The organism is Brevibacillus brevis, from assembly GCF_022026395.1.
GTDB lineage: Bacteria > Bacillota > Bacilli > Brevibacillales > Brevibacillaceae > Brevibacillus.
On the sequence record NZ_CP041767.1, the window covers coordinates 3,611,784 to 3,633,345 of the forward strand.

At 46.3% G+C, this 21,562-nt stretch carries 25 protein-coding genes; all 25 read right to left on the reverse strand.

All coding sequences use genetic code 11. From position 1 onward, the window contains the following. Positions 1 to 5: 5 nt before the first annotated feature. Positions 6 to 776 (reverse strand): undecaprenyl pyrophosphate synthase, encoded by a 771-nt coding sequence (locus tag FO446_RS17120; protein WP_173607995.1) that lies wholly within the window; start codon positions 774 to 776, stop codon positions 6 to 8. 66 nt (positions 777 to 842) lie between these two features. Continuing rightward, positions 843 to 1,400, reverse strand: a complete 558-nt coding sequence (frr, locus tag FO446_RS17125; RefSeq protein WP_015891724.1) for a ribosome recycling factor — start codon at positions 1,398 to 1,400, stop codon at positions 843 to 845. Positions 1,401 to 1,402: 2 nt separating this feature from the next. Then, positions 1,403 to 2,125 carry a UMP kinase gene (pyrH, locus tag FO446_RS17130; protein WP_007719254.1) on the reverse strand — a complete coding sequence of 241 codons (723 nt, stop codon included), beginning with the start codon at positions 2,123 to 2,125 and terminating at the stop codon, positions 1,403 to 1,405. 159 nt (positions 2,126 to 2,284) lie between these two features. Continuing rightward, the gene (tsf, locus tag FO446_RS17135; RefSeq protein WP_173607996.1) at positions 2,285 to 3,172 is read right to left on the reverse strand and encodes a translation elongation factor Ts; all 888 of its coding nucleotides are present in this window, start codon (positions 3,170 to 3,172) and stop codon (positions 2,285 to 2,287) included. A gap of 137 nt (positions 3,173 to 3,309) precedes the next feature. Further along, the gene (gene rpsB, locus FO446_RS17140; RefSeq protein ID WP_015891726.1) at positions 3,310 to 4,020 is read right to left on the reverse strand and encodes a 30S ribosomal protein S2; all 711 of its coding nucleotides are present in this window, start codon (positions 4,018 to 4,020) and stop codon (positions 3,310 to 3,312) included. Positions 4,021 to 4,264: 244 nt separating this feature from the next. Beyond that, complete coding sequence (locus FO446_RS17145; protein WP_237898594.1) at positions 4,265 to 4,936, reverse strand: DNA polymerase III subunit gamma/tau; 672 nt, start codon at positions 4,934 to 4,936, stop codon at positions 4,265 to 4,267. Beyond that, positions 4,911 to 5,438 carry a DUF6115 domain-containing protein gene (locus tag FO446_RS17150; protein ID WP_173607998.1) on the reverse strand — a complete coding sequence of 176 codons (528 nt, stop codon included), beginning with the start codon at positions 5,436 to 5,438 and terminating at the stop codon, positions 4,911 to 4,913. Before FO446_RS17150 ends, FO446_RS17145 begins: the two co-directional genes overlap by 26 nt. 23 nt (positions 5,439 to 5,461) lie before the next feature. Then, positions 5,462 to 5,800: a hypothetical protein gene (locus tag FO446_RS17155; protein ID WP_173607999.1), complete on the reverse strand. Its 339-nt coding sequence runs from the start codon at positions 5,798 to 5,800 to the stop codon at positions 5,462 to 5,464. Positions 5,801 to 5,846: 46 nt separating this feature from the next. After that, complete coding sequence (locus FO446_RS17160) at positions 5,847 to 7,265, reverse strand: flagellar assembly protein A (protein ID WP_173608000.1); 1,419 nt, start codon at positions 7,263 to 7,265, stop codon at positions 5,847 to 5,849. Between the two features lie 31 nt (positions 7,266 to 7,296). Further along, the gene (locus tag FO446_RS17165) at positions 7,297 to 8,085 is read right to left on the reverse strand and encodes a FliA/WhiG family RNA polymerase sigma factor (RefSeq protein WP_173608001.1); all 789 of its coding nucleotides are present in this window, start codon (positions 8,083 to 8,085) and stop codon (positions 7,297 to 7,299) included. 16 nt (positions 8,086 to 8,101) lie between these two features. Then, a complete protein-coding gene (locus tag FO446_RS17170) occupies positions 8,102 to 8,485 on the reverse strand; it encodes a hypothetical protein (RefSeq protein ID WP_173608002.1) in 384 nt (127 codons plus the stop codon). A gap of 3 nt (positions 8,486 to 8,488) precedes the next feature. Next, positions 8,489 to 8,974: a chemotaxis protein CheD gene (locus FO446_RS17175; protein WP_015891734.1), complete on the reverse strand. Its 486-nt coding sequence runs from the start codon at positions 8,972 to 8,974 to the stop codon at positions 8,489 to 8,491. Then, a complete protein-coding gene (locus tag FO446_RS17180) occupies positions 8,961 to 9,587 on the reverse strand; it encodes a chemotaxis protein CheC (protein WP_173608003.1) in 627 nt (208 codons plus the stop codon). Before FO446_RS17180 ends, FO446_RS17175 begins: the two co-directional genes overlap by 14 nt. Positions 9,588 to 9,592: 5 nt before the next feature. Then, the gene (locus FO446_RS17185; RefSeq protein ID WP_007719278.1) at positions 9,593 to 10,069 is read right to left on the reverse strand and encodes a chemotaxis protein CheW; all 477 of its coding nucleotides are present in this window, start codon (positions 10,067 to 10,069) and stop codon (positions 9,593 to 9,595) included. 16 nt (positions 10,070 to 10,085) lie between these two features. Further along, positions 10,086 to 12,110 (reverse strand): chemotaxis protein CheA, encoded by a 2,025-nt coding sequence (locus FO446_RS17190; protein ID WP_237898595.1) that lies wholly within the window; start codon positions 12,108 to 12,110, stop codon positions 10,086 to 10,088. Positions 12,111 to 12,131: 21 nt separating this feature from the next. After that, positions 12,132 to 13,247 carry a protein-glutamate methylesterase/protein-glutamine glutaminase gene (locus tag FO446_RS17195; RefSeq protein WP_173608005.1) on the reverse strand — a complete coding sequence of 372 codons (1,116 nt, stop codon included), beginning with the start codon at positions 13,245 to 13,247 and terminating at the stop codon, positions 12,132 to 12,134. 31 nt (positions 13,248 to 13,278) lie between these two features. Beyond that, a complete protein-coding gene (locus tag FO446_RS17200) occupies positions 13,279 to 14,142 on the reverse strand; it encodes a MinD/ParA family protein (protein WP_173608006.1) in 864 nt (287 codons plus the stop codon). A gap of 4 nt (positions 14,143 to 14,146) precedes the next feature. Then, on the reverse strand, positions 14,147 to 15,493 hold the full coding sequence (gene flhF / locus FO446_RS17205; protein WP_232773268.1) for a flagellar biosynthesis GTPase FlhF: 1,347 nt from the start codon (positions 15,491 to 15,493) through the stop codon (positions 14,147 to 14,149). After that, positions 15,490 to 17,532, reverse strand: a complete 2,043-nt coding sequence (gene flhA / locus FO446_RS17210) for a flagellar biosynthesis protein FlhA (RefSeq protein WP_064202438.1) — start codon at positions 17,530 to 17,532, stop codon at positions 15,490 to 15,492. Before flhA ends, flhF begins: the two co-directional genes overlap by 4 nt. An 18-nt stretch (positions 17,533 to 17,550) precedes the next feature. Further along, positions 17,551 to 18,648: a flagellar biosynthesis protein FlhB gene (gene flhB / locus FO446_RS17215; RefSeq protein ID WP_173608008.1), complete on the reverse strand. Its 1,098-nt coding sequence runs from the start codon at positions 18,646 to 18,648 to the stop codon at positions 17,551 to 17,553. Then, positions 18,645 to 19,427, reverse strand: coding sequence for a flagellar biosynthetic protein FliR (gene fliR / locus FO446_RS17220; RefSeq protein ID WP_173608009.1), 783 nt, complete (start codon positions 19,425 to 19,427; stop codon positions 18,645 to 18,647). Before fliR ends, flhB begins: the two co-directional genes overlap by 4 nt. 3 nt (positions 19,428 to 19,430) lie before the next feature. Beyond that, entirely contained in the window at positions 19,431 to 19,700 is a 270-nt protein-coding gene (gene fliQ / locus FO446_RS17225) for a flagellar biosynthesis protein FliQ (RefSeq protein ID WP_007719290.1), read from the reverse strand. A gap of 30 nt (positions 19,701 to 19,730) precedes the next feature. Further along, positions 19,731 to 20,492, reverse strand: coding sequence for a flagellar type III secretion system pore protein FliP (fliP, locus tag FO446_RS17230; protein WP_088908099.1), 762 nt, complete (start codon positions 20,490 to 20,492; stop codon positions 19,731 to 19,733). Beyond that, entirely contained in the window at positions 20,489 to 21,169 is a 681-nt protein-coding gene (locus FO446_RS17235; protein ID WP_221869161.1) for a flagellar biosynthetic protein FliO, read from the reverse strand. The genes fliP and FO446_RS17235 overlap by 4 nt, the downstream gene beginning before the upstream one ends. Further along, on the reverse strand, positions 21,169 to 21,531 hold the full coding sequence (locus tag FO446_RS17240; RefSeq protein WP_007719294.1) for a response regulator: 363 nt from the start codon (positions 21,529 to 21,531) through the stop codon (positions 21,169 to 21,171). Before FO446_RS17240 ends, FO446_RS17235 begins: the two co-directional genes overlap by 1 nt. Positions 21,532 to 21,562: the final 31 nt, after the last annotated feature.

Below are 21,562 nucleotides of genomic sequence, written 5' to 3' on the forward strand. Positions count from 1 at the left end.
CTCGGCTATACCGCCCCGTAGCGACGAGCTCGGCCTTGGTATTCCACGATTGCTTGATAAAAATGTTCACGGGTAAAATCAGGCCATAGCACGTCCGTAAACCATAATTCTGTATATGCTAATTGCCACAGCATAAAGTTACTCAAGCGAATCTCTCCACTTGTACGAATCAAGAGGTCTGGATCGGGAATTTCGCTTGTATACAGGTAGCTCGATATCAATTCCTCTGTCAGTTCTTCTGGTTGTAGCTCGCCTGCTTTTACTTGTGCTGCCATCTCTGAGAATGCTTTTGCAAGTTCATCTCGCCCCCCGTAATTCAGGGCAAAATTCAATTGAAGACCGCTATTGTCCTTCGTTCTCTCTTCTGCTTCCAGCAATGCTTTCAGCGTATGAGAAGGCAGTTCGTTTTTACTGCCCAGCATGCGTATGCGGACACCACGTTCTATTAATTCATCCAATTCTGTCGACAAAAATTCCTGCGGAAGTTTCATGAGAAAATCCACTTCATCGCGTGGACGCTTCCAGTTTTCGGTAGAGAATGCGTACATCGTCATATAACGCACGCCGATCTCGTCTGCAGCCTTGACGACTTCTTTTACTGCTTTCATTCCTGCACGGTGCCCGGCAACCCGGGGTAAACTGCGCTTATTGGCCCAACGACCGTTACCATCCATAATAATCGCCACATGTTCCGGAATCTTACCGGAACGATCCAACTCGGCTGGCTCCGATTGCTTTTCTTTGCGGCCCCATTTGCGCGCCAGATGTTCTAACATAAAGTGTTCCCCCGTAATGAGAGATATAGACGTACATCCCCCTCAAACGAGGGGGATTACCATTACCTATACTTCCAAAATGTCTTTCTCTTTGTCCTTAACGATCTTGTCAACTTCGGCGATGAATTTATCCGTCGTTTTTTGTATGGTTTCTTGATGACGACGAGAATCGTCCTCAGAAATAGTAGCAGCTTTTTCAAGCTTTTTGATTTCATCGTTTGCATCACGACGGATGTTACGAATCGCTACTTTTGCCTCTTCTCCACCTTTTCCTGCCAGCTTCACGAGCTCTTTACGACGTTCTTCTGTGAGTGGAGGAATGATCAGGCGGATAATCACGCCATCATTGGATGGAGAAATTCCCAAATCCGATTGTTGCAACGCACGGTCAATTTCTTTGAGCGCCGTTTTATCCCAAGGCTGGATTGTCAGCATACGTGGTTCTGGTACGCTGATGTTTGCCAATTGGCTAATCGGCGTTGGCGTGCCGTAGTAGTCTACTGTAACACGATCCAGCATCGCTGGGTTCGCACGACCTGCACGCAGGCTGGACAGATCTCTTTTCAAAGCATTGATCGCTTTATTCATGCGATCTTCCATGTCATTTAGCACAGTTTGTGGCATAATTATTCCCCTTTCACTAGAGTACCGATTTTGTCGCCCATTACTGCCCGACGAATATTGCCTTCTTCAGAAATGTTAAAGACGATCAACGGAATACTGTTATCCATGCACAAGCTGGACGCTGTTGAATCCATGACACCTAAACCTTTATTCAGCACTTCCAGGAATGTCAACTGGTCGTACTTCTTAGCGTTCGGGTCAAGGCTTGGGTCTGCAGAGTAAACACCGTCTACCTTGTTTTTCGCCATCAGGATTACTTCAGCTTCAATCTCAGCTGCACGCAGCGCTGCAGTCGTATCTGTTGAAAAGTAAGGGTTACCAGTACCGGCAGCGAAGATAACCACGCGCATTTTTTCCAAATGGCGAATGGCACGACGGCGTATGTATGGTTCTGCTACCTGTCTCATCTCAATCGAGGTTTGAACACGAGTCGGGACGTTCACTTTTTCTAACCCATCCTGCAAGGCGAGTGAGTTCATAATTGTGGCCAGCATACCCATGTAATCGGCTGTTGCCCGATCCATTCCTTTGGAGCTGCCGGAAAGTCCGCGCCAGATGTTACCTCCTCCGACGACTACTGCGACTTGTACACCCAATTCTACGATTTCCTTGATCTGGTTAGCGACGGAGAAAATAACTTTTGGGTCAATACCATACCCTAAGTCCCCCGCCAAAGCTTCCCCACTCAACTTTAACACAACCCGTTTATAGGCAGGAAGTGGCATGTGAAACGGCCTCCATTCATGAATCATTCTCTGTGCCCAGTCTTCATTCCTTCTAATTGGGAACAGGTACACACTGCTATCTACATGCAGAGAGTTTCACACAAAGTGAAACTCTCGCTTTGAAAATAGGGAACACGAAGGTGTTCCCTATAACCTTTATTATTGCTTATTAACTTGAGCCATTACTTCAGCTGCGAAGTCTTCTTGTTTCTTCTCGATACCTTCGCCTACTTGGAAGCGAGCGAAACCTTTCAAGGTAGCTCCTGCTTCTTTCAGCAGAGTAGCTACTTTCTTGTCAGTATCTTTTACGAATGGTTGCTCAACCAGTACGTATTCTTCGAAGAATTTGGAGAGGCGGCCTTCTACCATTTTCTCAACGATGTTAGCAGGTTTGCCTTCAGCCAGTGCTTGGTTTTTCAGAACTTCACGCTCACGCTCGATCTCATCAGCGGAAACTTCTTCACGGTTAGCAAAACGTGGGTTGGACGCTGCTGCGTGCATGCCCAGGTCGCGAGCCAGTGTTTCGTCTTGTGTACCTTCCAAAGTAACCAGAACGCCGATACGTCCACCCATGTGCAGGTAAGCACCGAAAACGCCGTTGTCTGTTTTCTCGGAGAGAGCAAAACGACGGAAGGAGATGTTTTCTCCGATAGTCGCGATTTTCTCGTTGATTACATGACCCAAAGTCTCGCCAGCACCTTTGAAAGGTTGCTCCAGAGCTTCTTCAACAGATGCAGGACGTTGGGATACAACGTGCTCAGCGATGTCTTTCACAAGTGTTTGGAACTCAGGGTTTTTACCAACGAAGTCAGTTTCGCAGTTTACTTCTACAACTGCTGCTACGTTTCCAGCTACCGCTGTCGCAGTCAAACCTTCAGCTGCAATACGTCCGGATTTTTTCGCTGCTTTCGCTACACCGCGCTCACGGAGCAAGTCAATTGCTTTTTCCATGTCGCCTGCTGTTTCTTCCAGCGCGCGTTTGCAATCCATCATACCTGCGCCTGTACGCTCGCGCAGTTCTTTAACCGCTTGTGCACTAATTGCCATTGAGTGAAACCTCCTCGAAAAGTTACGATCCTATTATAATCGAAAAGCAAGTCACCTGTTAACCTCGGCGACGCTATTCAGCAAAAAAGGATGGACGGGGGTTCTGACACCCTCAGTCCACCCTTTAACACACATGCTTACGCAGTTGTTGTTGCTTGTTGCTCTGTACCTTGGTTTCCTTCCAGGAGAGCGTCTGCCATTTTAGCAGTGAGCAATTTCACAGCGCGAATTGCGTCATCGTTACCTGGGATCACATAATCGATTTCATCTGGATCGCAGTTAGTATCTACGATCGCTACGATTGGGATACCCAATTTACGAGCTTCTGCTACAGCGATGCGCTCTTTACGAGGATCGATGACAAACAGAGCGTCAGGCAGTTTATCCATGTGAGCGATACCGCCCAAGAATTTTTCCAGACGATCCATTTCTTTGCGCAGAACGATAACTTCTTTCTTAGGCAATACTGCGAAAGTACCATCGTTTTCCATACGCTTCAGCTCAGCCAAGCGAGCAGTACGTTTTTTGATGGTTGTGAAGTTTGTCAGAGTACCACCCAACCAACGTTGGTTGATGAAGTAGTGACCTGTGCGTTCTGCTTCTTCTTTAACGGATTCTTGTGCTTGTTTCTTCGTACCTACGAAGAGGATTTTTCCGCCGTCTTGAGCGAGTTCACGCACGAAGTTGTACGCTTCCTCTACTTTTTTAACGGTTTTTTGTAGGTCGATAATGTAGATTCCGTTACGTTCGGTGAAGATATAGCGAGCCATTTTCGGGTTCCAACGACGAGTTTGGTGACCGAAGTGTACACCAGCCTCGAGCAATTGTTTCATCGAAATTACTGCCATATTTCACACCTCCTTCAAAAATGGTTTTTGTGATGCCTACCTCCGTCTCACCGCATGTTCCAAGCAATTCTGCCATAGGCAGCACCGTTGCCGGAATTGGTGGACGTGCGATTTCAACACCGTAAATGAATATATCACATGGAAGTTTCAATTGCAACAAACGAATTCCATTTATTTCGTAAAAAAGTTTTGACCCTTTTGACAGACGACAAACGGACACATTTCGTTACATTGAAAAAACCGCCTATTTTTTAGGCGGCGTTGTTATCAATTTGACGATGTCTGCTTCCTTAGCGGCAGTCGACACTTCATAGGTGCCGACTCGAATACGATTTAGCTTGTCACTGGCACGTAGTTGGGCCACAAATTGATTGTCGGCAGGAAGAATTCCTTCCTTTACTAAAATCTGCGCTACATCCTCTGCGGTTGCTTTGTAAGGAACAGTGAAAGAAACCTTCTTATCCGCCAAAGGTGCCTCCGCATTTGGTGATGTTGGTGTCTGTGTATTCGGTACGGTAGGAGTAGGCTGGACGTCCTTATTCACTGGATCTGTTGGCGGAGTCACCTTTTGCTCCGATGAAGCTGCAGGTGTCGTAGGCTGTACAGTTGGCGTCTGCGGTTGCTTTGTCACAGGCGCCACTGTTTGTCCTACCTTTGGCGTAACTGGCGCCTTGGGCACTCCAGGAGCTGGCTGGACGTTCACTTTCTTTTCTTCTTGCCACTGTTTGTATTCATCTGCTGTAAGTACGACCATTTCCAGCTCTTGTGCGGCTACTTTCATTTGATCGACAGTCATCGCCGGAGCTTGCGCAGTCTGCTTAGGAGCCAACAGTCCGATAATGGAGGTAGCCACAATCAGACCTGCTCCAAACCCGAATAATAGCTCTTGTTTACGCATCGGCCAGACCTCGCTCATGCCTGTCAGCCAAGGAAAAGATCAAATCGATTTCCCCTCTGCCGGCACCTAGTCGTTTTGCGATCTCATCCCGAGACAAACCTTCTTTACTCAGCTCAAAGGCACGGCGATAACGTTCTCGCAGTGCCAGCATATCCACCTCTTGTACTTGAGGTGCTGGTTCTATCCTATGAGTGTCCTTTGGAGCTTCTTGCTTGTTGTGGCTTTCACTCGTTTGCCATTGCTCTTCCATATAGTCTAATCGCTTGCGCAAACTCGCGATATCCTCGAGAAGGTCCGCTCTCATTTCCTGCCATTCTGCAGCAAGAAGATTAGTTTCTTGCTTTACCTGCTTTTGAAGACGCTGCACGCTTTTTTCGAGCTCGTCCTTGTCCGTCGTGCGTTGTGTCGGTAATGAGGAAAAGGAGTCAACAGGCTGCTTCTTTTTAATGATAAAAGCAAGAAGCATGCTGATCATTCCTGCTCCAATCAGGATGGGATACACTACGTCCATGTTGTCCACCTTTATTTCTGGCTTGACTTCGTTTATAAAGAAATATCTATAATACGTCCACGCAACGGGTCTCTCATGAGATCAGCATTCGTAGATACACCTTCGCTCGATTCGGACATTTGGCTCCCAGTGGATTCTTTTTTGTCCTGATGCTCTTGCTGTCCTTGTTTTTTTTCCCGTTCGCGTATCTGGTTCTTTTGTGATTGCTCAAGATCGGTCGGGCGCTGACGCATATGTTCATCCAGGTCTCTTCGTTGATCAATCATTGATTGTTGTTCATGCATGGTTCGTTGTTGCTGATGCTCCTGAATTCGGCTGACTTCTAACGTGCGTGGTATTGCCACCTGCAATTCAACCGCTTTCAAACTCATATGGCCCCAACTCCCTTTGTCACACTAAGTATGTAAGCATCCTGGATTAGATGAGAGTTGCTGTGCTAATTTCACCGTCCAGCACAATAAATCGCGTTCTCGCATACTCGTGCTTGATAAAGTGCACCAGCTTTCCAAACGTCATTTTAATTCCTGGATACATTACATGATATGCCTCAATAGCTGCTGGGCCTTCCCCTTTTAGCTCGAGTTCAATATCATTTCTGCGCGCTTCCAATTCCTTACTTTCTTTTTCCAGAACCAAACGAGTATTGGTTAGCTTGATTTGCATGAGACGTTTGTCTGCTGGAAGTTCCTTGCTGACTTGAAGGATCTGATTCATAACGCCAAGGCCTTGATCTGTTTTGCGTAAATTTTCATACACATTTTGTAGTTCTTTTTGAATGTTCGCAAGTTCTTGTCTTAATTCCGGTTTTACTCCTACTTCGAGTATCGTAGGAGTGGCGCTGCTGTTCCCAAATACTCGTGCCACAATCTTTTCCCCAGCCTGCAGTACGCCGCCAATAATGAATCCTTTTGACCCTTTGCAAATGATTTGCTTTCCGGCACGTACGGTGGAGAACATGATGCTTTGTGAAACAATCACTTGATTGCCAGCCGTTACATTGGCGTTTTGGATAAAGGATGTCCGGACATCTTTCCCCGCAACAATGCAGCCTTTGTCCTGGGCAACAATCCCGCTTTTGATCTCAATAGAACCTTCCGCGTACAGCTCGGCCCCTTCTACACTGCCAAGTACGCGTATATCTCCTGATGACTTTACGCGAAAGCCATTCAATACGTTCCCGCGAATGACCACCGTTCCCACAAAATCAATATTGCCAACACCAAAATCAACATCCCCGTTTACTTCAAATACGGGAAACACGTTCATTTTTGCCTGTTCCGTAAAGGATACTTGTCCGTCAATAGCGGCGTATAGCATCGTCCGCTCTTGATTGAGCACAACATTTTTCCCAGGCTTTATGTTTATTTCCTTGCCGGCTTTGGGAGCGATGGGCTCTCCGGTAACTGCTGTGCCTGGTTGTCCCTGGCTTGCTGGTATTTTACGTGCCAAGAGTTGTCCTTTTGCTACATTAGGGATTGTCGTCACATTATAAAAATCAACTCGGCCATCCTCTAGCTCTTTTGGACCTTCCCCTTCATTAATAGATGCCAAATAAGGGTACTCGATAGTCCCATCGGTTCCGGCCACAGGTGCAATCCCTTGAGCAACCTTTACTCTCGCGTTTGCATACTTCGCGGGTAAGGTGCACAAGTCCCGAACTACATCATCGAGAATTCCATATTTCACATTGCTTGCTTGTAAGGCTTTATAGACATCTGTTTCCAAGATGACAATTTCATCGATATCTTGTTCGTCCATACGAAGAAGTATTTCGGCCTCCAATTTATCAGCTGAAATTTTTACTTCTATTTTATAATTCCCGATCCCTTCCATCATTCTACCCCTCTCAAGCTTGGGTAATGTCCCCTTACATCAATTGCGATTTCCATCTGGACAACGCAGAACGAAGTCGGAAAAGAGCTTTGGAGTGCAACTGGGATATTCTTGAAGGTGACAAGCTCATGATTTCCGCAATTTCTGATAAGGTCATTTCTTCAAAATAAAACAAGGAGACAACCAGTCGTTCCTTTTCAGGCAACTTGTCGATGACCGTTACTAGAACCTCTTTTAAGCTGGATACTTCCGCCACATTATCAGGCCGAGGTGTGATCTCGTCGATGATATACGAATGCCTTGCTGTTTTTTGTTCGTCTTCATCCCCTACTGCTTCATCGATTGAAACCATGCTGGCAAGAGAGGTTTCCAAGAAAACCTGTTGAAGCTCCTTTTTGCTTATTCCCAGATAATCAGACACTTCTTGATCGGTTGGCATTCGCAGCATTTGCTGTTCCAAGGTGGTGTATGCTTCTTCGATTTTTTTGGCCTTGTCTCGAACAGTACGAGGGATCCAGTCGTTCTCGCGTAGTCCATCGATCATTGCGCCACGAATCCTCCACATAGCGTACGTCTCAAATTGGAGACCCCGGGTGTGATCGAATTTAGCCAAAGCGTCCAATAGCCCAAAGCGCCCATAACTAATCAAGTCATCCTTGTCCACATTTGATGGCAGATTAATTGCCAACCGATTTGCCACCTTGTCTACCAGTGGCAAAAACCGCGTGACCAAGTCAACCTCCGCCTCGCGACTTCCCTCTTGCTTCCACATGACCCATTTATCGAACTCTTTTGCTTTTTCTTGACTGGTTAGCCGTGCCACGAATAGTCACCAACCTTTACTCATCTGATAAGCGCCTAACGACCTCTGCAACGGTGGCTGGATCCTCAGTAGGATGAATCCTTTCCATGTTGTTGATTAAGAGTGGTGCAAATGTCTGTTCTTCCTGTTCGAATTGTTGTCCAATTTCCAGAACGACCCCACCTTCTGCTAGAGGAGAGCTTGTCCCCTCTAGCGTGTCCGTAACCATTGGTGGAGTAGATGACTGTATGAACGTTGCGAGCAGCCAACGAATTGGAAATGCAGCGAGGAAGAATAGGACAAATGCAATACCTGCTCTCTCCAGTGATACGAGCCAGACATTACTCGCCACAGCCGTACCCAGCGTTACAAGAAATGCGAGCATCCCTAATCCAAAATTAATCCAAATGGTTCCTAACATTTGTTATACTTCCTTCACACCTTGATTTACGGTCCTGATTTGAAGAATGCCGTTTGTGGCATCTAACTCTATTGTCCGACCGCAGTTTCCCCCTGTATCTTCTGCCACGATCTTTATATGAGCATCCTTCAATGCAAGTTTGCACGCCTCTACATTCCGAGGCCCAATCCGCATGGTGTCATTATTTCCTAAAAACGCGAACATTTGTGCGCCACCAGCCAATTTCGCAACTGTGTGTCTCGTCTCCGCACCAGCCTTCACCATCAACTGAATCAGATGAGGGATTGCTGTATCTGCATATTTTCCTATCGTTAGCTCCCCGCCTTTAGCCAAAGACGATTCAGGGAGCATAACATGTGCCATACCTGCAATTTTATGGATATGATCGTAGAGTACTACTCCTACGCAAGAACCTAAACCGGTAGTACGCAGCTTGCTCGGCGGCTTTGCCACACCGAGATCAGCCATCCCTATCTTAATAATCTCCATCGAACGGAACCCCTAATGAACGAAATAGTATTGGGAGCGATTCAGGATCAGGAATTAAGAAAAAGTTCCCTTTTACTTGATCATTGCCTTCGAAAAAAGCGGTGTCAATCGTGAGGGCAAAGTCACCCGCTTGACCCAACGCTATTAATCCATAACTTAGAATAGCTCCAGCCATATCCACAGCGAGTGCAGGTACGGACGGCTGTAAATTTAATTGTGTAAAATCAGCTAACGATGATAAATAAGAACCTGTTAAGATGTTGCCAATCTCATGCAACGCGGAGATCTCCAGCTCTTCCCACTCGTGCACATCTTTATTAATTCCTGTGATTTGCTCGAGCAGGTGCTTGGCTGAATCCAAATCAAGGATGAAAAACATGTTGCCTGGACAATCGCCTTCAACCCGGAGGAAGACGGTCACTACTACAGTTTCCGCTCCTCCGACACAATCTGCAACTTCGTCGAAGGGGATAATCTTGACTTGTGGAACTTTCATATCGATTTCTTTTTGTATGAGCTTGGAGAGAGCCGTGGCAGCGTGACCAGCACCGATATTCCCGATTTCCCGTAAAACGTCAAATTGGAAATCCCCAAACTTCGTAAAATCGCCCATTTTACTTACCCCTCAATTGCGTCCAACTGCTTGATTTCCTCAGTGCTCAATACTTTATCGAGGTTTAAGAGGATTAACAGTCGTTTATCCAGCTTAGCGACGCCTCGCAAATAAGCAGCCTCCACACCTCCAACAACTTCTGGAGGCGGTTCAATCGCATCAACTGGTATATCGATAACATCGTTTGCGGCATCTACAATGAGACCCACTTCCAATTCACCTACGGCCACGATAATGATTCGAGTTGCTTCGGAATAGACGCTTTCTTCGAGACTAAAACGATTTCGCAGGTCAATAATCGGTGTCACAACGCCACGCAGATTAATAACCCCTTTGACGAAACTAGGCGTTCGAGGAACTCTTGTGATGTGCTCCAGCTTTTCAATGGATTTAACCTGATGAACCTCAACGCCATACTCTTCGTCCTTCAATCGAAAGACAATCACTTTGACTTCGCTAATGACTTCTTTTTGATCGAGCATGTGGCTGCCCCTCCTTCTACTTAATCAGCGAGTTACAATCTATGATGAGCGCGACCTGACCGTCTCCCAGGATCGTTGCACCTGAAATGGCAAATACATTGACCAGATATTTGCCGAGAGATTTTAGAACAATCTCTTGTTGTCCGATGAACGAATCGACGACAAGGCCTGCCATTTTCTCACCTTTACGTACGATGACGACTGCCACTTCATCTTCCATCGTTTCCCCATTATCAGGCACTTGGAAAATGTCCTGCAGCGAAACGAGCGGAACTACACGTCCCCGGAAGTCGATCACTTTTTGGCGGTGAGCCATCATGATTTGATCTTTTTTAAATACAGCCGTCTCAATAATGGAGCTGAGTGGGACAGCGTACTTCTCATCCTTCACTTGCACCAGCATCGCGGAAATGATAGAGAGCGTAAGTGGCAATTGAATGAGGAAAGTCGTGCCCTGACCGCGCACAGAATCTACGCTGACACTGCCACCCAACGATTCAATTTTGGACTTCACGACATCCAATCCAACACCACGACCGGAAATGTCAGATACAACTTCCGCTGTACTAAAGCCTGCTGCAAATAGCAACTCATGGATTTGCTTGTCACTCATGCTATCTGCATTGGCAGGATTGACAATGCCTCTCTCAAGCGCTTTTTTGAGAACTTTATCTTTATTGATTCCAGCACCATCATCTTTTACTTCAATAAATACATGGTTGCCACTGTGGAAAGCGCGGAGCTCGATTTTTCCTTCCTCTGGCTTACCCGCCTTTTTCCGATCTGCTGGAGACTCAATTCCGTGGTCAAGCGAGTTACGCAGCAAGTGATTGAGTGGGTCCCCGATTTCGTCGATGACGGTACGATCCAATTCTGTCTCCGCACCGATAATCTCCAGATTCACTTTTTTATTTAGATCTTTTTGCAGATCGCGAATCATACGTGGGAAACGATTGAATACTTGCTCCACCGGCACCATGCGCATGGTCAGAATGATGTTCTGGAGATCGCCACTAATCCGGCTCATGTGCTCCACGGTTTCTTGCAGTTCATTCTTTCCAATTTCTCGTGCCAACTGCTCCAAACGACCGCGGTCAATGACCAATTCGCTAAACAGATTCATCAAGATATCCAAGCGTTCGATATCGACACGAATGGTTTTTCCACCAGCCGTCGCCTTTTTCACTGGTGCTTGAGGAGCTTCTGCTGCACCCTTTTCAGCTGGTGCTGGTGCCTGTTGCACTACGGGAGCAGGTGGAGCTTCCTTCTTCAATTGAATGGTTTCGATTGTCACATCTTGGATTTCCGAAATGTTAAGAATCGTAGTACGTACCTTTTCAATCGAGTGCTCCGTCACATAGGCGATTTCAAACGACTGTTCAAATCGCTCATTCTCGATATCTTCAACAGCTGGCTTCGTTTTGATCACTTCACCCATGGATTCCAGTTGATCAAAAACCATGTAAGAGCGGGCTGCCTTGAGCAAGCAGTTTTCATTCAATGTCACTTTGATCCACAAAACGTTGTTCCCGAGCTCCTGAGACTGCTTCAAGACCATCATGGCATAATCATCAAGCTCATGATCTTCAGCTGATGTAGTTTCCTCTTGCGGTGCTTCCACTTCCATAGTAGTAGCTGCTACTTCCTGCTCGGCTGAAAAGTCTCCTGCAACAATCGCACGCAGCTTCTTTACAATAGCGGATACATCCGCTGAGCCGTCTCCGCCTTCTGTGATATCGATGACCATGCCTTCAATCAAATCTACACTCTGGAAAATAGAGTCCATGATATCACTGGTAATCGTTAGCTTCTGATTGCGAATCAGGTCAAGTACATTTTCCGCTTCGTGAGTCAAACTCGCCATGTCTTCAAAGCCCATAGTTGCCGACATACCCTTCAATGTATGCGCGGATCGAAAAATCTCTTTGACGTGGCCAATGTTACCCGGATCACTTTCCAAGAGTAGCAAATTGGCGTTGATCGCCTGTAGGTGTTCCTTTGACTCCTCAATAAACATGTCCAAATACTGATTCATATCCATAGGTGATCCACCTCCCAAAAATCAGTGCAAGAGCTTGCACAACAGCTCTGGAATCTTTTCCAATGGGGCCACGTTGTCTGCCAAGCCTGCTTGAATCGCTGCGCGTGGCATTCCGTATACAACACAGCTCGACTCATCTTCGATAATACTTGTGACACGGCCCAGTTCCTTCATGAGTTTTAGCCCTTTAGTCCCATCATTTCCCATGCCTGTCATGATGATTGCCCACTTGTCTACATTTGTCAATTGACTGACTGATTCAAACAGGATATCGACAGACGGTCTGTGTCCGCCTCGTGGCTCCTCTTGATGTAAGTAGGCCTGCAGTCTGCCATTCACTTGACGAACTTCGAAGTGGAAGCCTCCTGGAGCGATGTACGCTGTACCATTTTCCAAAAACTCGCCATCGACAACCTCGGTTACTCGAATCTGACATAACGAGTCTAGTCGATTTGCTAACGATTTTGTGAATCCAGCTGGCATATGCTGAACGATAGCAATTGGTGCAGGAAAATTCGCCGGAATTGCAGTCAGTACACTCTGCAATGCTTTAGGACCACCTGTGGAAGTACCTAGAACCACCAGTCTTGCCTTCCCCCCCACTTGTGACCGCATCACAGCAGGCGGGCTCGGTATTTTCGTACGTATTACTGGTGAGGCCGGAGCACCAGGTGCAGCTGTTGGTTCGAAAGATACCGGTTTGGCTACGCGTGGCATCTGCTTTTTCAAACGTACTTTCGATGCTGCCGCAGCCTTCACGCGCTCGATAAGACGATCTCCCACTTTGTGGATATCGAGAGAAATTGGACCCGAAGGCTTCGTTACAAAGTCAAACGCACCTAGTTCCAACGCATGAATCGTAGCTTCGGCGCCTTCTTTTGTCAGGCTGCTCAACATGACGATCGGAACCGGACACTCATTCATCAGTTTTTCCAGAGCGTCCAAACCGTTCATGACAGGCATTTCAATGTCGAGTGTGAGAACATCCGGCACCAGTTGTTTACATTTTTCAATACATTCGAGTCCATTCTTGGCACGATCGATCACTTCAATCTCAGGATCAGTAGATAAAATGTCCGAAATCACTTTACGCATAAATGCTGAATCGTCCGTGACGAGAACGCGGATTTTGCTCATTCGAATGTCGCTCCCTTCCTACTTTTATGTCTCATCGTATGAAGTGCCTCAACCTCGCAAGAAAACCTTTGAGGCCACTGACAGAAGCATCTGAAGTAACCGGACGATCCAAATACCGCTCTACCAGATTTCGTATGCTTCTCGCGGCTTGCGATTGTGGATATGTAAGTAGAAAAGGACGCTGCAGTTTAACAGCTTTTGAAACATAAGGATCATCCGAAACATATCCAAGCGACTGAATTTCCATATTCAAAAAACGTTTGGAAACCATCGCAAGCTTGTCTGCCGTCATTTTCCCTTCTCTCTCCGACGACGCTCGATTTATCACCAATCGAATGGATACAGCAGGATTGCGTGCGTGTAGCATCTTCATGACTGCATATGCATCTGTTATCGCTGGTGGTTCAGGAGTGGTAACAAGGATAACCTCGTCTGAGGAGAGCATGAATCGCATGGATTCTTTTGAAAAACCTGCTCCCGTATCAAAAATGATGGTGTCGGCATAGCCCTGCAATGGGTCCAGATGTGAGAATAAGCGATCAAGCTTCTCATCATCTAACTGCATGATCTGCGTAAATCCAGATCCACCCGCAATGAATTCTAAGCCTCCTGGCCCGTGCTCGATAATGTCCCAAACAGTCGTATCTGGCTCTAACAAATGAAACAGATGCTTTTTTGGGGTAATTCCCATTAATACATCCAGATTTGCCAGACCCAGATCCAAGTCAAACAAAACCGTCTTATGACCTTTCTCAATCAAACCAAGTCCAAAATTCAAGCTGAAATTGGACTTGCCGACACCACCTTTTCCACTCGTCACTGTGACCAGTCTAGTTGGTCGTGTCTTCTTGTTTTGTAGCATCCGCTCACGGAGTTGCTCTGCTTGGTCACGCATCTGTTTACTCTCCCATAATCATCGTTGAAACCAGCTCGGGTGTAGCTACAACGATATCATCTGGTACATTTTGACCTGTCGTTACATAGGAGAGCTGTAGATTCATCTCCTGACAAACATTCAACATCGTGCCAAAGCTCTTCGTTTCATCCGCTTTTGTAAAAATGACTTGCTTCACTTGAACTTCCGCAAAATTTTGGACGATCGCTTTCATATCATTGAATTTGGAGCTCAAGCTAAGTACCAGGTAGTTCACGCTGTCTTTGCCATGCTCCAACAATTCACGAATGCCTTCGACGTATTCATCGTTGCGAAAATTTCGTCCAGCCGTATCTACAAAAATGAGGTCACAATCACTTAAGCGCTCCATCGCTGCCGCCATTTCTTTCGGCGAAAAGACAACCTCCAGTGGGACATTCAAGATGTTTGCGTACGTCTTCAATTGTTCTACAGCCGCCATTCGATACGTATCAGCCGTGATAAAGCCGATTTTTCGCTTTTCCTTCAACATGCTGTTCGCCGCAAGCTTCGCAATGGTCGTTGTTTTTCCAACCCCTGTCGGACCGAAAAAGAAAGCATACCGTACGTTCTTACCCAGCTTTGGCGAAGATGCTGTATATGGCTCGATCATGGAAGTGATAATCGTTCGGCTTACCGTAAACGCTTCTTCCTCCGTCCATTTTTCACCCGGTTGCGACATATCCATTACTTTTCGAATGATTTCTGCAGTTAGCTCTTCCGTCACTTCTTGCTTCAATAACTTTGCACGAATAGATTGTATCGCCGGAGGAAGTTGTTCACTTAAGTCATGCACCAACAGCTTTTGAAACATTTGACGCATATCTCGCATTTCAGTGGCAATCGCGTCATGATTGCTTACGGGTATAGCTCTTTCTTGGGATGTCGTGACAGGAGCATGCTGCTCAGCTGGCTCTCCTTGCTTTGGCACAGCTCTCGTATCTGAGATCTCTTCTTGAGGAGGCGTCGCAACCGCAGTTTGTGTCATCGCGGCTACGAGCTGCTCCCTCCCTGTTGATTGAACTTGTTGATTCTCCGATGTTTTTGCCACAGTCGGTCTTCGATACGCTTGAGCAGCAGTGTACGTACCCGTCTGCGATTTGGGCAAAACGTTGCTGGTTCGATGTTCAGCTGCTACTGTGGGATTTTCTCGCTCGGATGCCTTTTCATCGACAGCAGCGATTACTTCGATTCGTTGTTTGCCAAACATCCCGAACAATCCACCTGTTTTGATCGGCTTGGAATTAAGAATCACTGCATCCATTCCTAAGTCCGTCCTGATTTTTTCCATTGCTTCTGGCATCGAATCGACAATGTAACGTTTTACCCTCACGAAATGTTCACCATCCCTACGCTTTGCACTTCAACATGTGGTTCGAGCTCGCTGTACGACAAAACGGGAACGTCTGGCATCATGCGATCTACTAATTGACGCAAGTACATTCGGACCGCTGGTGATGAAAGAATGATCGGCTGTTGACCCGAGTTGATCATTTTGCTCACTTCAGTCGACATGTTTTGGAAAATTCGCTGAGACGTTTCCGGATCCATCGCCAGATAGCTTCCTTGCTCAGACTGTTCCACACGTTCAGAGATTGCTTTTTCCAATCCTGCTCCAGCTGTCAGCACGCGAAGTGGTTGTCCTGGCTCCGTAAATTGGAGTGTGATCTGTCTCGCCATCGCCTGTCTCACATATTCTGTCAGTACATCCGGATCTTTTGTATACAAGGCATGATCCGCGAGCGCTTCAAGAATGACATGGAGATTTCGAACAGACACTTTTTCACGCAACAGCTTTTGCAATACTTTTTGTACGTCCCCGATGGCGAGCAAACTTGGAATCAACTCGTCTACGAGAACTGGTGCTGTCTCCCTTACATTGTCGATCAGGGCCCTTGTTTCCTGGCGACCTAACAATTCGTGGGCATGTCGCTTGATGACCTCTGTCAGATGTGTAGCCACAACAGATGGCGGATCGACAACTGTATAGCCAGACAGCTCAGCAATCTCCTTATTCTCTTCTGTTACCCATAATGCGGGCAATCCAAACGCAGGTTCTACGGTTTCTATCCCAACAATGGAATCATCTTCAATCCCCGGGCTCATTGCCAGATAGTGATCCAGCATGATTTCCCCTTTTGCGACCTGGTTGCCTTTTATTTTGATCATGTATTCATTCGGCCGAAGCTGGATGTTGTCACGTATACGAATGACCGGTACAACGATCCCCATCTCGAGTGCGATTTGTCTTCGGATCATGATGACTCGATCTAGCAGATCTCCCCCCTGCTTCACATCAGCAAGCGGGATTAAGCCATAACCGAATTCGAACTCGATCGGATCGACCTGTAACAGGTTCACGACGCTTTCTGGACTGCGTACTTCTTCCATTTGCTGTTCTTCCACCTTATCGGCGGATTCTTGTATCTGCATCTTCTGGTTCTTTTCCATTTTCCAGGCGGCAAATGCCATTATCCCGCTTACTGGGAGCACAGGCAAAATTCCAATCGGAGTAAAAAGACCCAGCAACAACATGCATCCCGATACGATATAGAGAAGACGTGGGAAGCTGAACATTTGCTTGACGATGTCTTCTCCCAAACCTTCACCAGAAGTGGAACGCGTTACAATAATACCCGCTGCAGTCGAGATTAAGAGCGCAGGAATTTGGCTCACCAATGCATCACCGACAGACATGGTAGTGAAACGAGAGGCAGACTCGGCAAAGCTCATATCGTGAATGAGCATCCCGATGATAAAACCACCGATAATATTTACGATAAAAATGATAATACCCGCGATGGCGTCCCCTTTTACGAATTTGCTGGCACCATCCATTGCTCCATAAAAGTCAGCTTCGTTTTCAATCTTTTTTCTTCGTACACGTGCTTCTGCTTCTGTGATCATTCCTGCATTTAGATCCGCGTCGATACTCATCTGTTTACCAGGCATCGCATCGAGCGTAAAACGTGCTGCTACCTCAGCGACACGCTCAGAACCTTTGGTGATTACGATAAACTGAATGATGATCAAGATCAAAAACACAACGAAACCGACGACTTGATTACCACCGACTACAAAGCTACCGAACGTTTCAATAACTTTACCGCCTTCACCGTGCGATAGAATATTTCTCGTCGTCGACACGTTCAAGGCCAGTCGAAAAAGTGTTGTAATAAGCAAAACCGTCGGAAAGATCGAGAATTCCAAAGTTTCTTTTGTATACATCGACACAAGCAAGATGGTCAATGCAAGGGAGATATTCAAAATCAACAGCAAATCAAGAAGCGCTGAAGGAAGTGGGATTACCATCATGACAACAATGCTTATGACAAAAAGGATCGTACCAACTTCTTTAAATTTGAATCCCACTGGTTATCCTCCTTCCATTTATTTCACTTTCCCTTGCAGCTTGTAGACGTACGCGAGAACTTCCGCGACCGCTTTAAACATCTCTTCGGGAATTTGTTGCCCAACTTCAACTTGACTATAGAGAGCCCGGGCCAAGGGCTTGTTTTCCATGGTAACGATACGATGCTTTTTCGCTACTTCCCTTATTTTTAACGCTAGATAGTCTTGCCCTTTGGCGATTACCGTCGGTGCACTCATCGCACTCGCGTCATAGCGAACGGCAACAGCAAAGTGAGTCGGGTTCGTAATAATGACATCCGCTTTGGGAAGCTCCTGCATCATACGGCGAATGGCCATGCTTCTTTGCCGTTCACGAATCTTCCCTTTGATGAGCGGATCACCTTCCGCTTGCTTATGCTCGTCCTTGAGATCCTGCTTAGACATCCGCAGATTCTTTTCATGCTCATAGCGCTGATAGGCGTAGTCCAGGACCGCAAGAATGAAAAGCAATAACCCGAGATAGATTCCCAGCTTTGTCACCTCTTCGGCAGTAAACGATAAGACTGCTCCGAGAGACAATAAGGAAAGCTGTACAACTTGTTCCTTTGCATTCCACAAAATGACGTACGCGACGTAAATGCCTGCGCTTATTTTTAATAAAGATTTCAGTAGCTCTACGAGCGAGCGTAAGGAAAAAATTCGTTTTGCCCCTTTAATCGGATCGATCTTTTCCAGCTTCATTTGAAGGGGTTCTGTACTAATTAGCCAGCCTACCTGCATGTAGTTCACCGCAAATGCGATAAGAAAACTCAAGCCCAAGATAGGTCCTACAATTTTTATCGCTTCAAATGCAAGCTGCATTACGATGACTTTTAAATTTTCTTCATTTACTTGCCACGTGGTATATGTAATCAATGACTCCCGCATCAAATCTTGAAAGGTGCCTAGCATGGTAGAGCCAAGCATCATTAGCAGAAAGAAAAATGCTGTCAAAGATAGGGCTGGGGAAAGATCCTGACTTTTCGCGACTTGCCCTTTTTTTCGTGCATCTTGCTTTTTCTTGGGCGTAGCTTTTTCTGTCTTTTCCCCATTAAAAAATTGAAGATCTACTTGATAGGAAAGCCTCAATTGATTCATGGTGATCCTCCGAGCGATTTCATCATTTCTGCAAGTGCCCGGAACATGTTTCCAAACAATCCGTTCAGGGTCAGCAAGAACGCAGGCATCACCACAATAAGCAGTAAAAAGCCGGCAAGCAGTTTAATGGGCAAACCCACCACAAAGATATTAAACTGCGGGACAGATTTGGCGATAATACCAAGAGAGAGATCAACCAGAAACAATGCAACGACGATCGGTGCCGCAATCATAAACGCACTCGTAAACATCGTTTGAAATGTTTTTACTGCTGTCATCATGACGTTTTCGCTTCCGAAAGCCGCCCACATGATGTCCACGGGTATAACCTGGTAACTGCTTATCACACCTCGTATCAGCATGTGATGTCCGTCAATACTGAAAAAGTACAGGACAGCGAGAATGTTTTTGAAGTTACCTGTTATCGGGATATATGCACCCGTTTTGGGATCAATCACGTTTGCCATTGCGAGACCCATCTGCATGTCCATCAGTCCGCCGGCAACCTGAATGGCGACAAACATCATTTCACATATGTATCCAAGAATGACACCAACAAGCGCTTCCTTCATGATATACAGAATAAAAGTCAAATCCATTGGAATCTCGCCTTGTACCGGCAAGGATTGAAAACTAATGACGGCAATGATAAATGCGAGACCGATTTTAAACTGATTCGGTACACCACGAATGGAAAAGAACGGAGCCGTTACAAAAAAGGCACTCATTCGGACAAAAACAAGCAAGAATACGGGCAGATACATTAGAAAAAGATTCATACGCTACCCAACAAAACGATGAAGGTTACCGAAAATCCCCATCGTAAAATCAAGCAGTACCCGGAGCATCCATGGACCAGCAGCCAAGATCACGACAAATACGGCCACGATCTTTGGAATGAAAGCGAGTGTCTGCTCCTGAATTTGTGTCGTTGCCTGAAAGACACTGACCATCAAACCGACCAGCAAGGCGACCCCAAGTGCGGGTGCCGAAATCAGCAGGATGGTATAAACAGAGCTCTGGGCAATTTGCATAAGTAATTCTTGTGTCATGCTCTACCTCCTGAGGCATTCGGAATGTCGCTAAAAACTGGTCAAAAGTGATTTCACAATGAGATACCAGCCGTCCACCATGATGAACAATAGAATCTTAAACGGCAATGAAATCATAACCGGCGGTAACATCATCATCCCCATCCCCATCAAAATACTGGAGACGATCATATCAATTACGAGAAATGGAATGAATATCATAAAGCCGATCTGAAAAGCCGTCTTCAATTCACTAATGGCAAAAGCAGGTACCAATGCATTCAACGGAATATCTTGGATTGATTTTGGTCGTTCGGCTTTTGTGTATTCCAGAAAAAGTGCTAAATCTTTTTCACGCGTCTGCTTTGCCATAAATTCCTTAAAGGGTATGACCGCTGCGTCTAATGCCTGCTGTTGCGTTAGCTTTCCTTGCATAAATGGCTGCACGGCTGTTTCGTTTACTTGTCCGAGTGTCGGAGCCATTATGAAAAATGTCATAAATAACGCAAGGGCAATCAATACCTGATTCGGTGGCATTTGCTGAGTTGCCAATGCATTTCGCACAAAAGACAAGACAATGATAATTCGCGCAAAACTGGTCATTAAAAGCAAAATCGCTGGAGCTACAGATAATACTGTCAAAATCAGTAACAGCTGAATGGCCGTCGATGTCTCCTGCGGAGTTCCTGTTCCGCCGCCTATCTTCAAATCAATACTCGGAACAAGCGGTGTCCCCGCTGGCGCCGCCATGACCATATCAGGTACGGATAGCAACACTGCGACAAGCATCAGCACCTGCAAAAAATATTTCATTTTTGGTCCCCTCTGTCCTGAGCTTGCTCTTTCTTCCAATGTTCTGTTTGGTTTGGACGATTTCTCAAGTCGTTCCATTGACCTTGCAACAGATCTTGAAAGCTTTTCCCGTCCATGTCAGAAGAAAACAAGATTTCTTCTTCCGCCTGCTTTTTCTTACCGAACGGGAGCCATTCTAGCGAGAATGGGCTTTTCATCGGTTTGATCTCAGCGTCAGCCAAGATCACATCTACCTCTTCACCCGGTTCGATCCTACGAAGCAATTGAACGTTTTCTCCTACTCCCACGATGTACAATGACTCGCCGATCATAACAACCTGCAGTGTTTTGCCATTGCCAAGCGCAGTAGCGCTAATCACTTTAATCGGTCCATGACTTTGAGCCCCTTGACGTCGACCAAGAAAACGAAGCAATAAAAAGATCAATACTGCAATAAAGCCAAGCGAAAAAATGACTTGAACCAGATACCCGATCATACTTCCTGTTCCGCTGCCCGGAATGGCCGCCGGCTGTTCACTGCCGGCGGGCGCATTGCTAGTTGGCACTTTTCCCTGGTTGTACGCATCCGCTACTGAACCTTCCGCAAAAACGGTACTCGGCAGGGAGGAGACGAAAAGCAACAGGATCAGACTGAAGGCTAAAATGAGTCTTGCCCCTGCATTCCGGATCATCATCATTAGCTCATTGTCTTTTTGATCGCTTCCAGAACGCGATCTGCCTGGAATGGTTTTACGATGAAGTCTTTTGCGCCCGCCTGGATCGCATCGATTACCATCGCTTGTTGTCCCATCGCAGAGCACATGATCACGCGCGCGTTAGGATCCAACTTTTTAATTTCTTTCAATGCAGAAATTCCATCCATCTCTGGCATGGTAATATCCATGGTTACCAGATCAGGTCCCAATTCTTTGTACTTTTCAACTGCTTGTGCACCGTCACTTGCTTCCCCTACGACGCTGTACCCGTTTTTCGAAAGAATTTCCTTGATCATCATACGCATGAATGCTGCATCGTCGACGATTAAAACTTTGTTAGACATGAATAGCTCCTCCCTAATGCTTCCCACTTGA

Coding starts and splice junctions, on each gene's coding strand:
- pyrH (WP_007719254.1), bottom strand. CDS start 2,125: ATGCCACTTCCTGCCTATAAACGGGTTGTGTTAAAGTTGAGTGGGGAA.
- fliR (WP_173608009.1), bottom strand. CDS start 19,427: ATGAATCTTTTTCTAATGTATCTGCCCGTATTCTTGCTTGTTTTTGTC.
- fliP (WP_088908099.1), bottom strand. CDS start 20,492: ATGAAATATTTTTTGCAGGTGCTGATGCTTGTCGCAGTGTTGCTATCC.
- flhB (WP_173608008.1), bottom strand. CDS start 18,648: ATGAATCAATTGAGGCTTTCCTATCAAGTAGATCTTCAATTTTTTAAT.
- FO446_RS17160 (WP_173608000.1), bottom strand. CDS start 7,265: ATGATGGAAGGGATCGGGAATTATAAAATAGAAGTAAAAATTTCAGCT.
- FO446_RS17240 (WP_007719294.1), bottom strand. CDS start 21,531: ATGTCTAACAAAGTTTTAATCGTCGACGATGCAGCATTCATGCGTATG.
- FO446_RS17200 (WP_173608006.1), bottom strand. CDS start 14,142: ATGCGTGACCAAGCAGAGCAACTCCGTGAGCGGATGCTACAAAACAAG.
- FO446_RS17195 (WP_173608005.1), bottom strand. CDS start 13,247: ATGAGCAAAATCCGCGTTCTCGTCACGGACGATTCAGCATTTATGCGT.
- FO446_RS17190 (WP_237898595.1), bottom strand. CDS start 12,110: ATGGATATGAATCAGTATTTGGACATGTTTATTGAGGAGTCAAAGGAA.
- tsf (WP_173607996.1), bottom strand. CDS start 3,172: ATGGCAATTAGTGCACAAGCGGTTAAAGAACTGCGCGAGCGTACAGGC.
- FO446_RS17155 (WP_173607999.1), bottom strand. CDS start 5,800: ATGAGTTTGAAAGCGGTTGAATTGCAGGTGGCAATACCACGCACGTTA.
- FO446_RS17175 (WP_015891734.1), bottom strand. CDS start 8,974: ATGGAGATTATTAAGATAGGGATGGCTGATCTCGGTGTGGCAAAGCCG.
- FO446_RS17145 (WP_237898594.1), bottom strand. CDS start 4,936: ATGAGCGAGGTCTGGCCGATGCGTAAACAAGAGCTATTATTCGGGTTT.
- frr (WP_015891724.1), bottom strand. CDS start 1,400: ATGCCACAAACTGTGCTAAATGACATGGAAGATCGCATGAATAAAGCG.
- rpsB (WP_015891726.1), bottom strand. CDS start 4,020: ATGGCAGTAATTTCGATGAAACAATTGCTCGAGGCTGGTGTACACTTC.
- fliQ (WP_007719290.1), bottom strand. CDS start 19,700: ATGACACAAGAATTACTTATGCAAATTGCCCAGAGCTCTGTTTATACC.
- FO446_RS17170 (WP_173608002.1), bottom strand. CDS start 8,485: ATGTTAGGAACCATTTGGATTAATTTTGGATTAGGGATGCTCGCATTT.
- FO446_RS17235 (WP_221869161.1), bottom strand. CDS start 21,169: ATGATGATGATCCGGAATGCAGGGGCAAGACTCATTTTAGCCTTCAGT.
- FO446_RS17185 (WP_007719278.1), bottom strand. CDS start 10,069: ATGCTCGATCAAAAAGAAGTCATTAGCGAAGTCAAAGTGATTGTCTTT.
- FO446_RS17120 (WP_173607995.1), bottom strand. CDS start 776: ATGTTAGAACATCTGGCGCGCAAATGGGGCCGCAAAGAAAAGCAATCG.
- FO446_RS17180 (WP_173608003.1), bottom strand. CDS start 9,587: ATGGGCGATTTTACGAAGTTTGGGGATTTCCAATTTGACGTTTTACGG.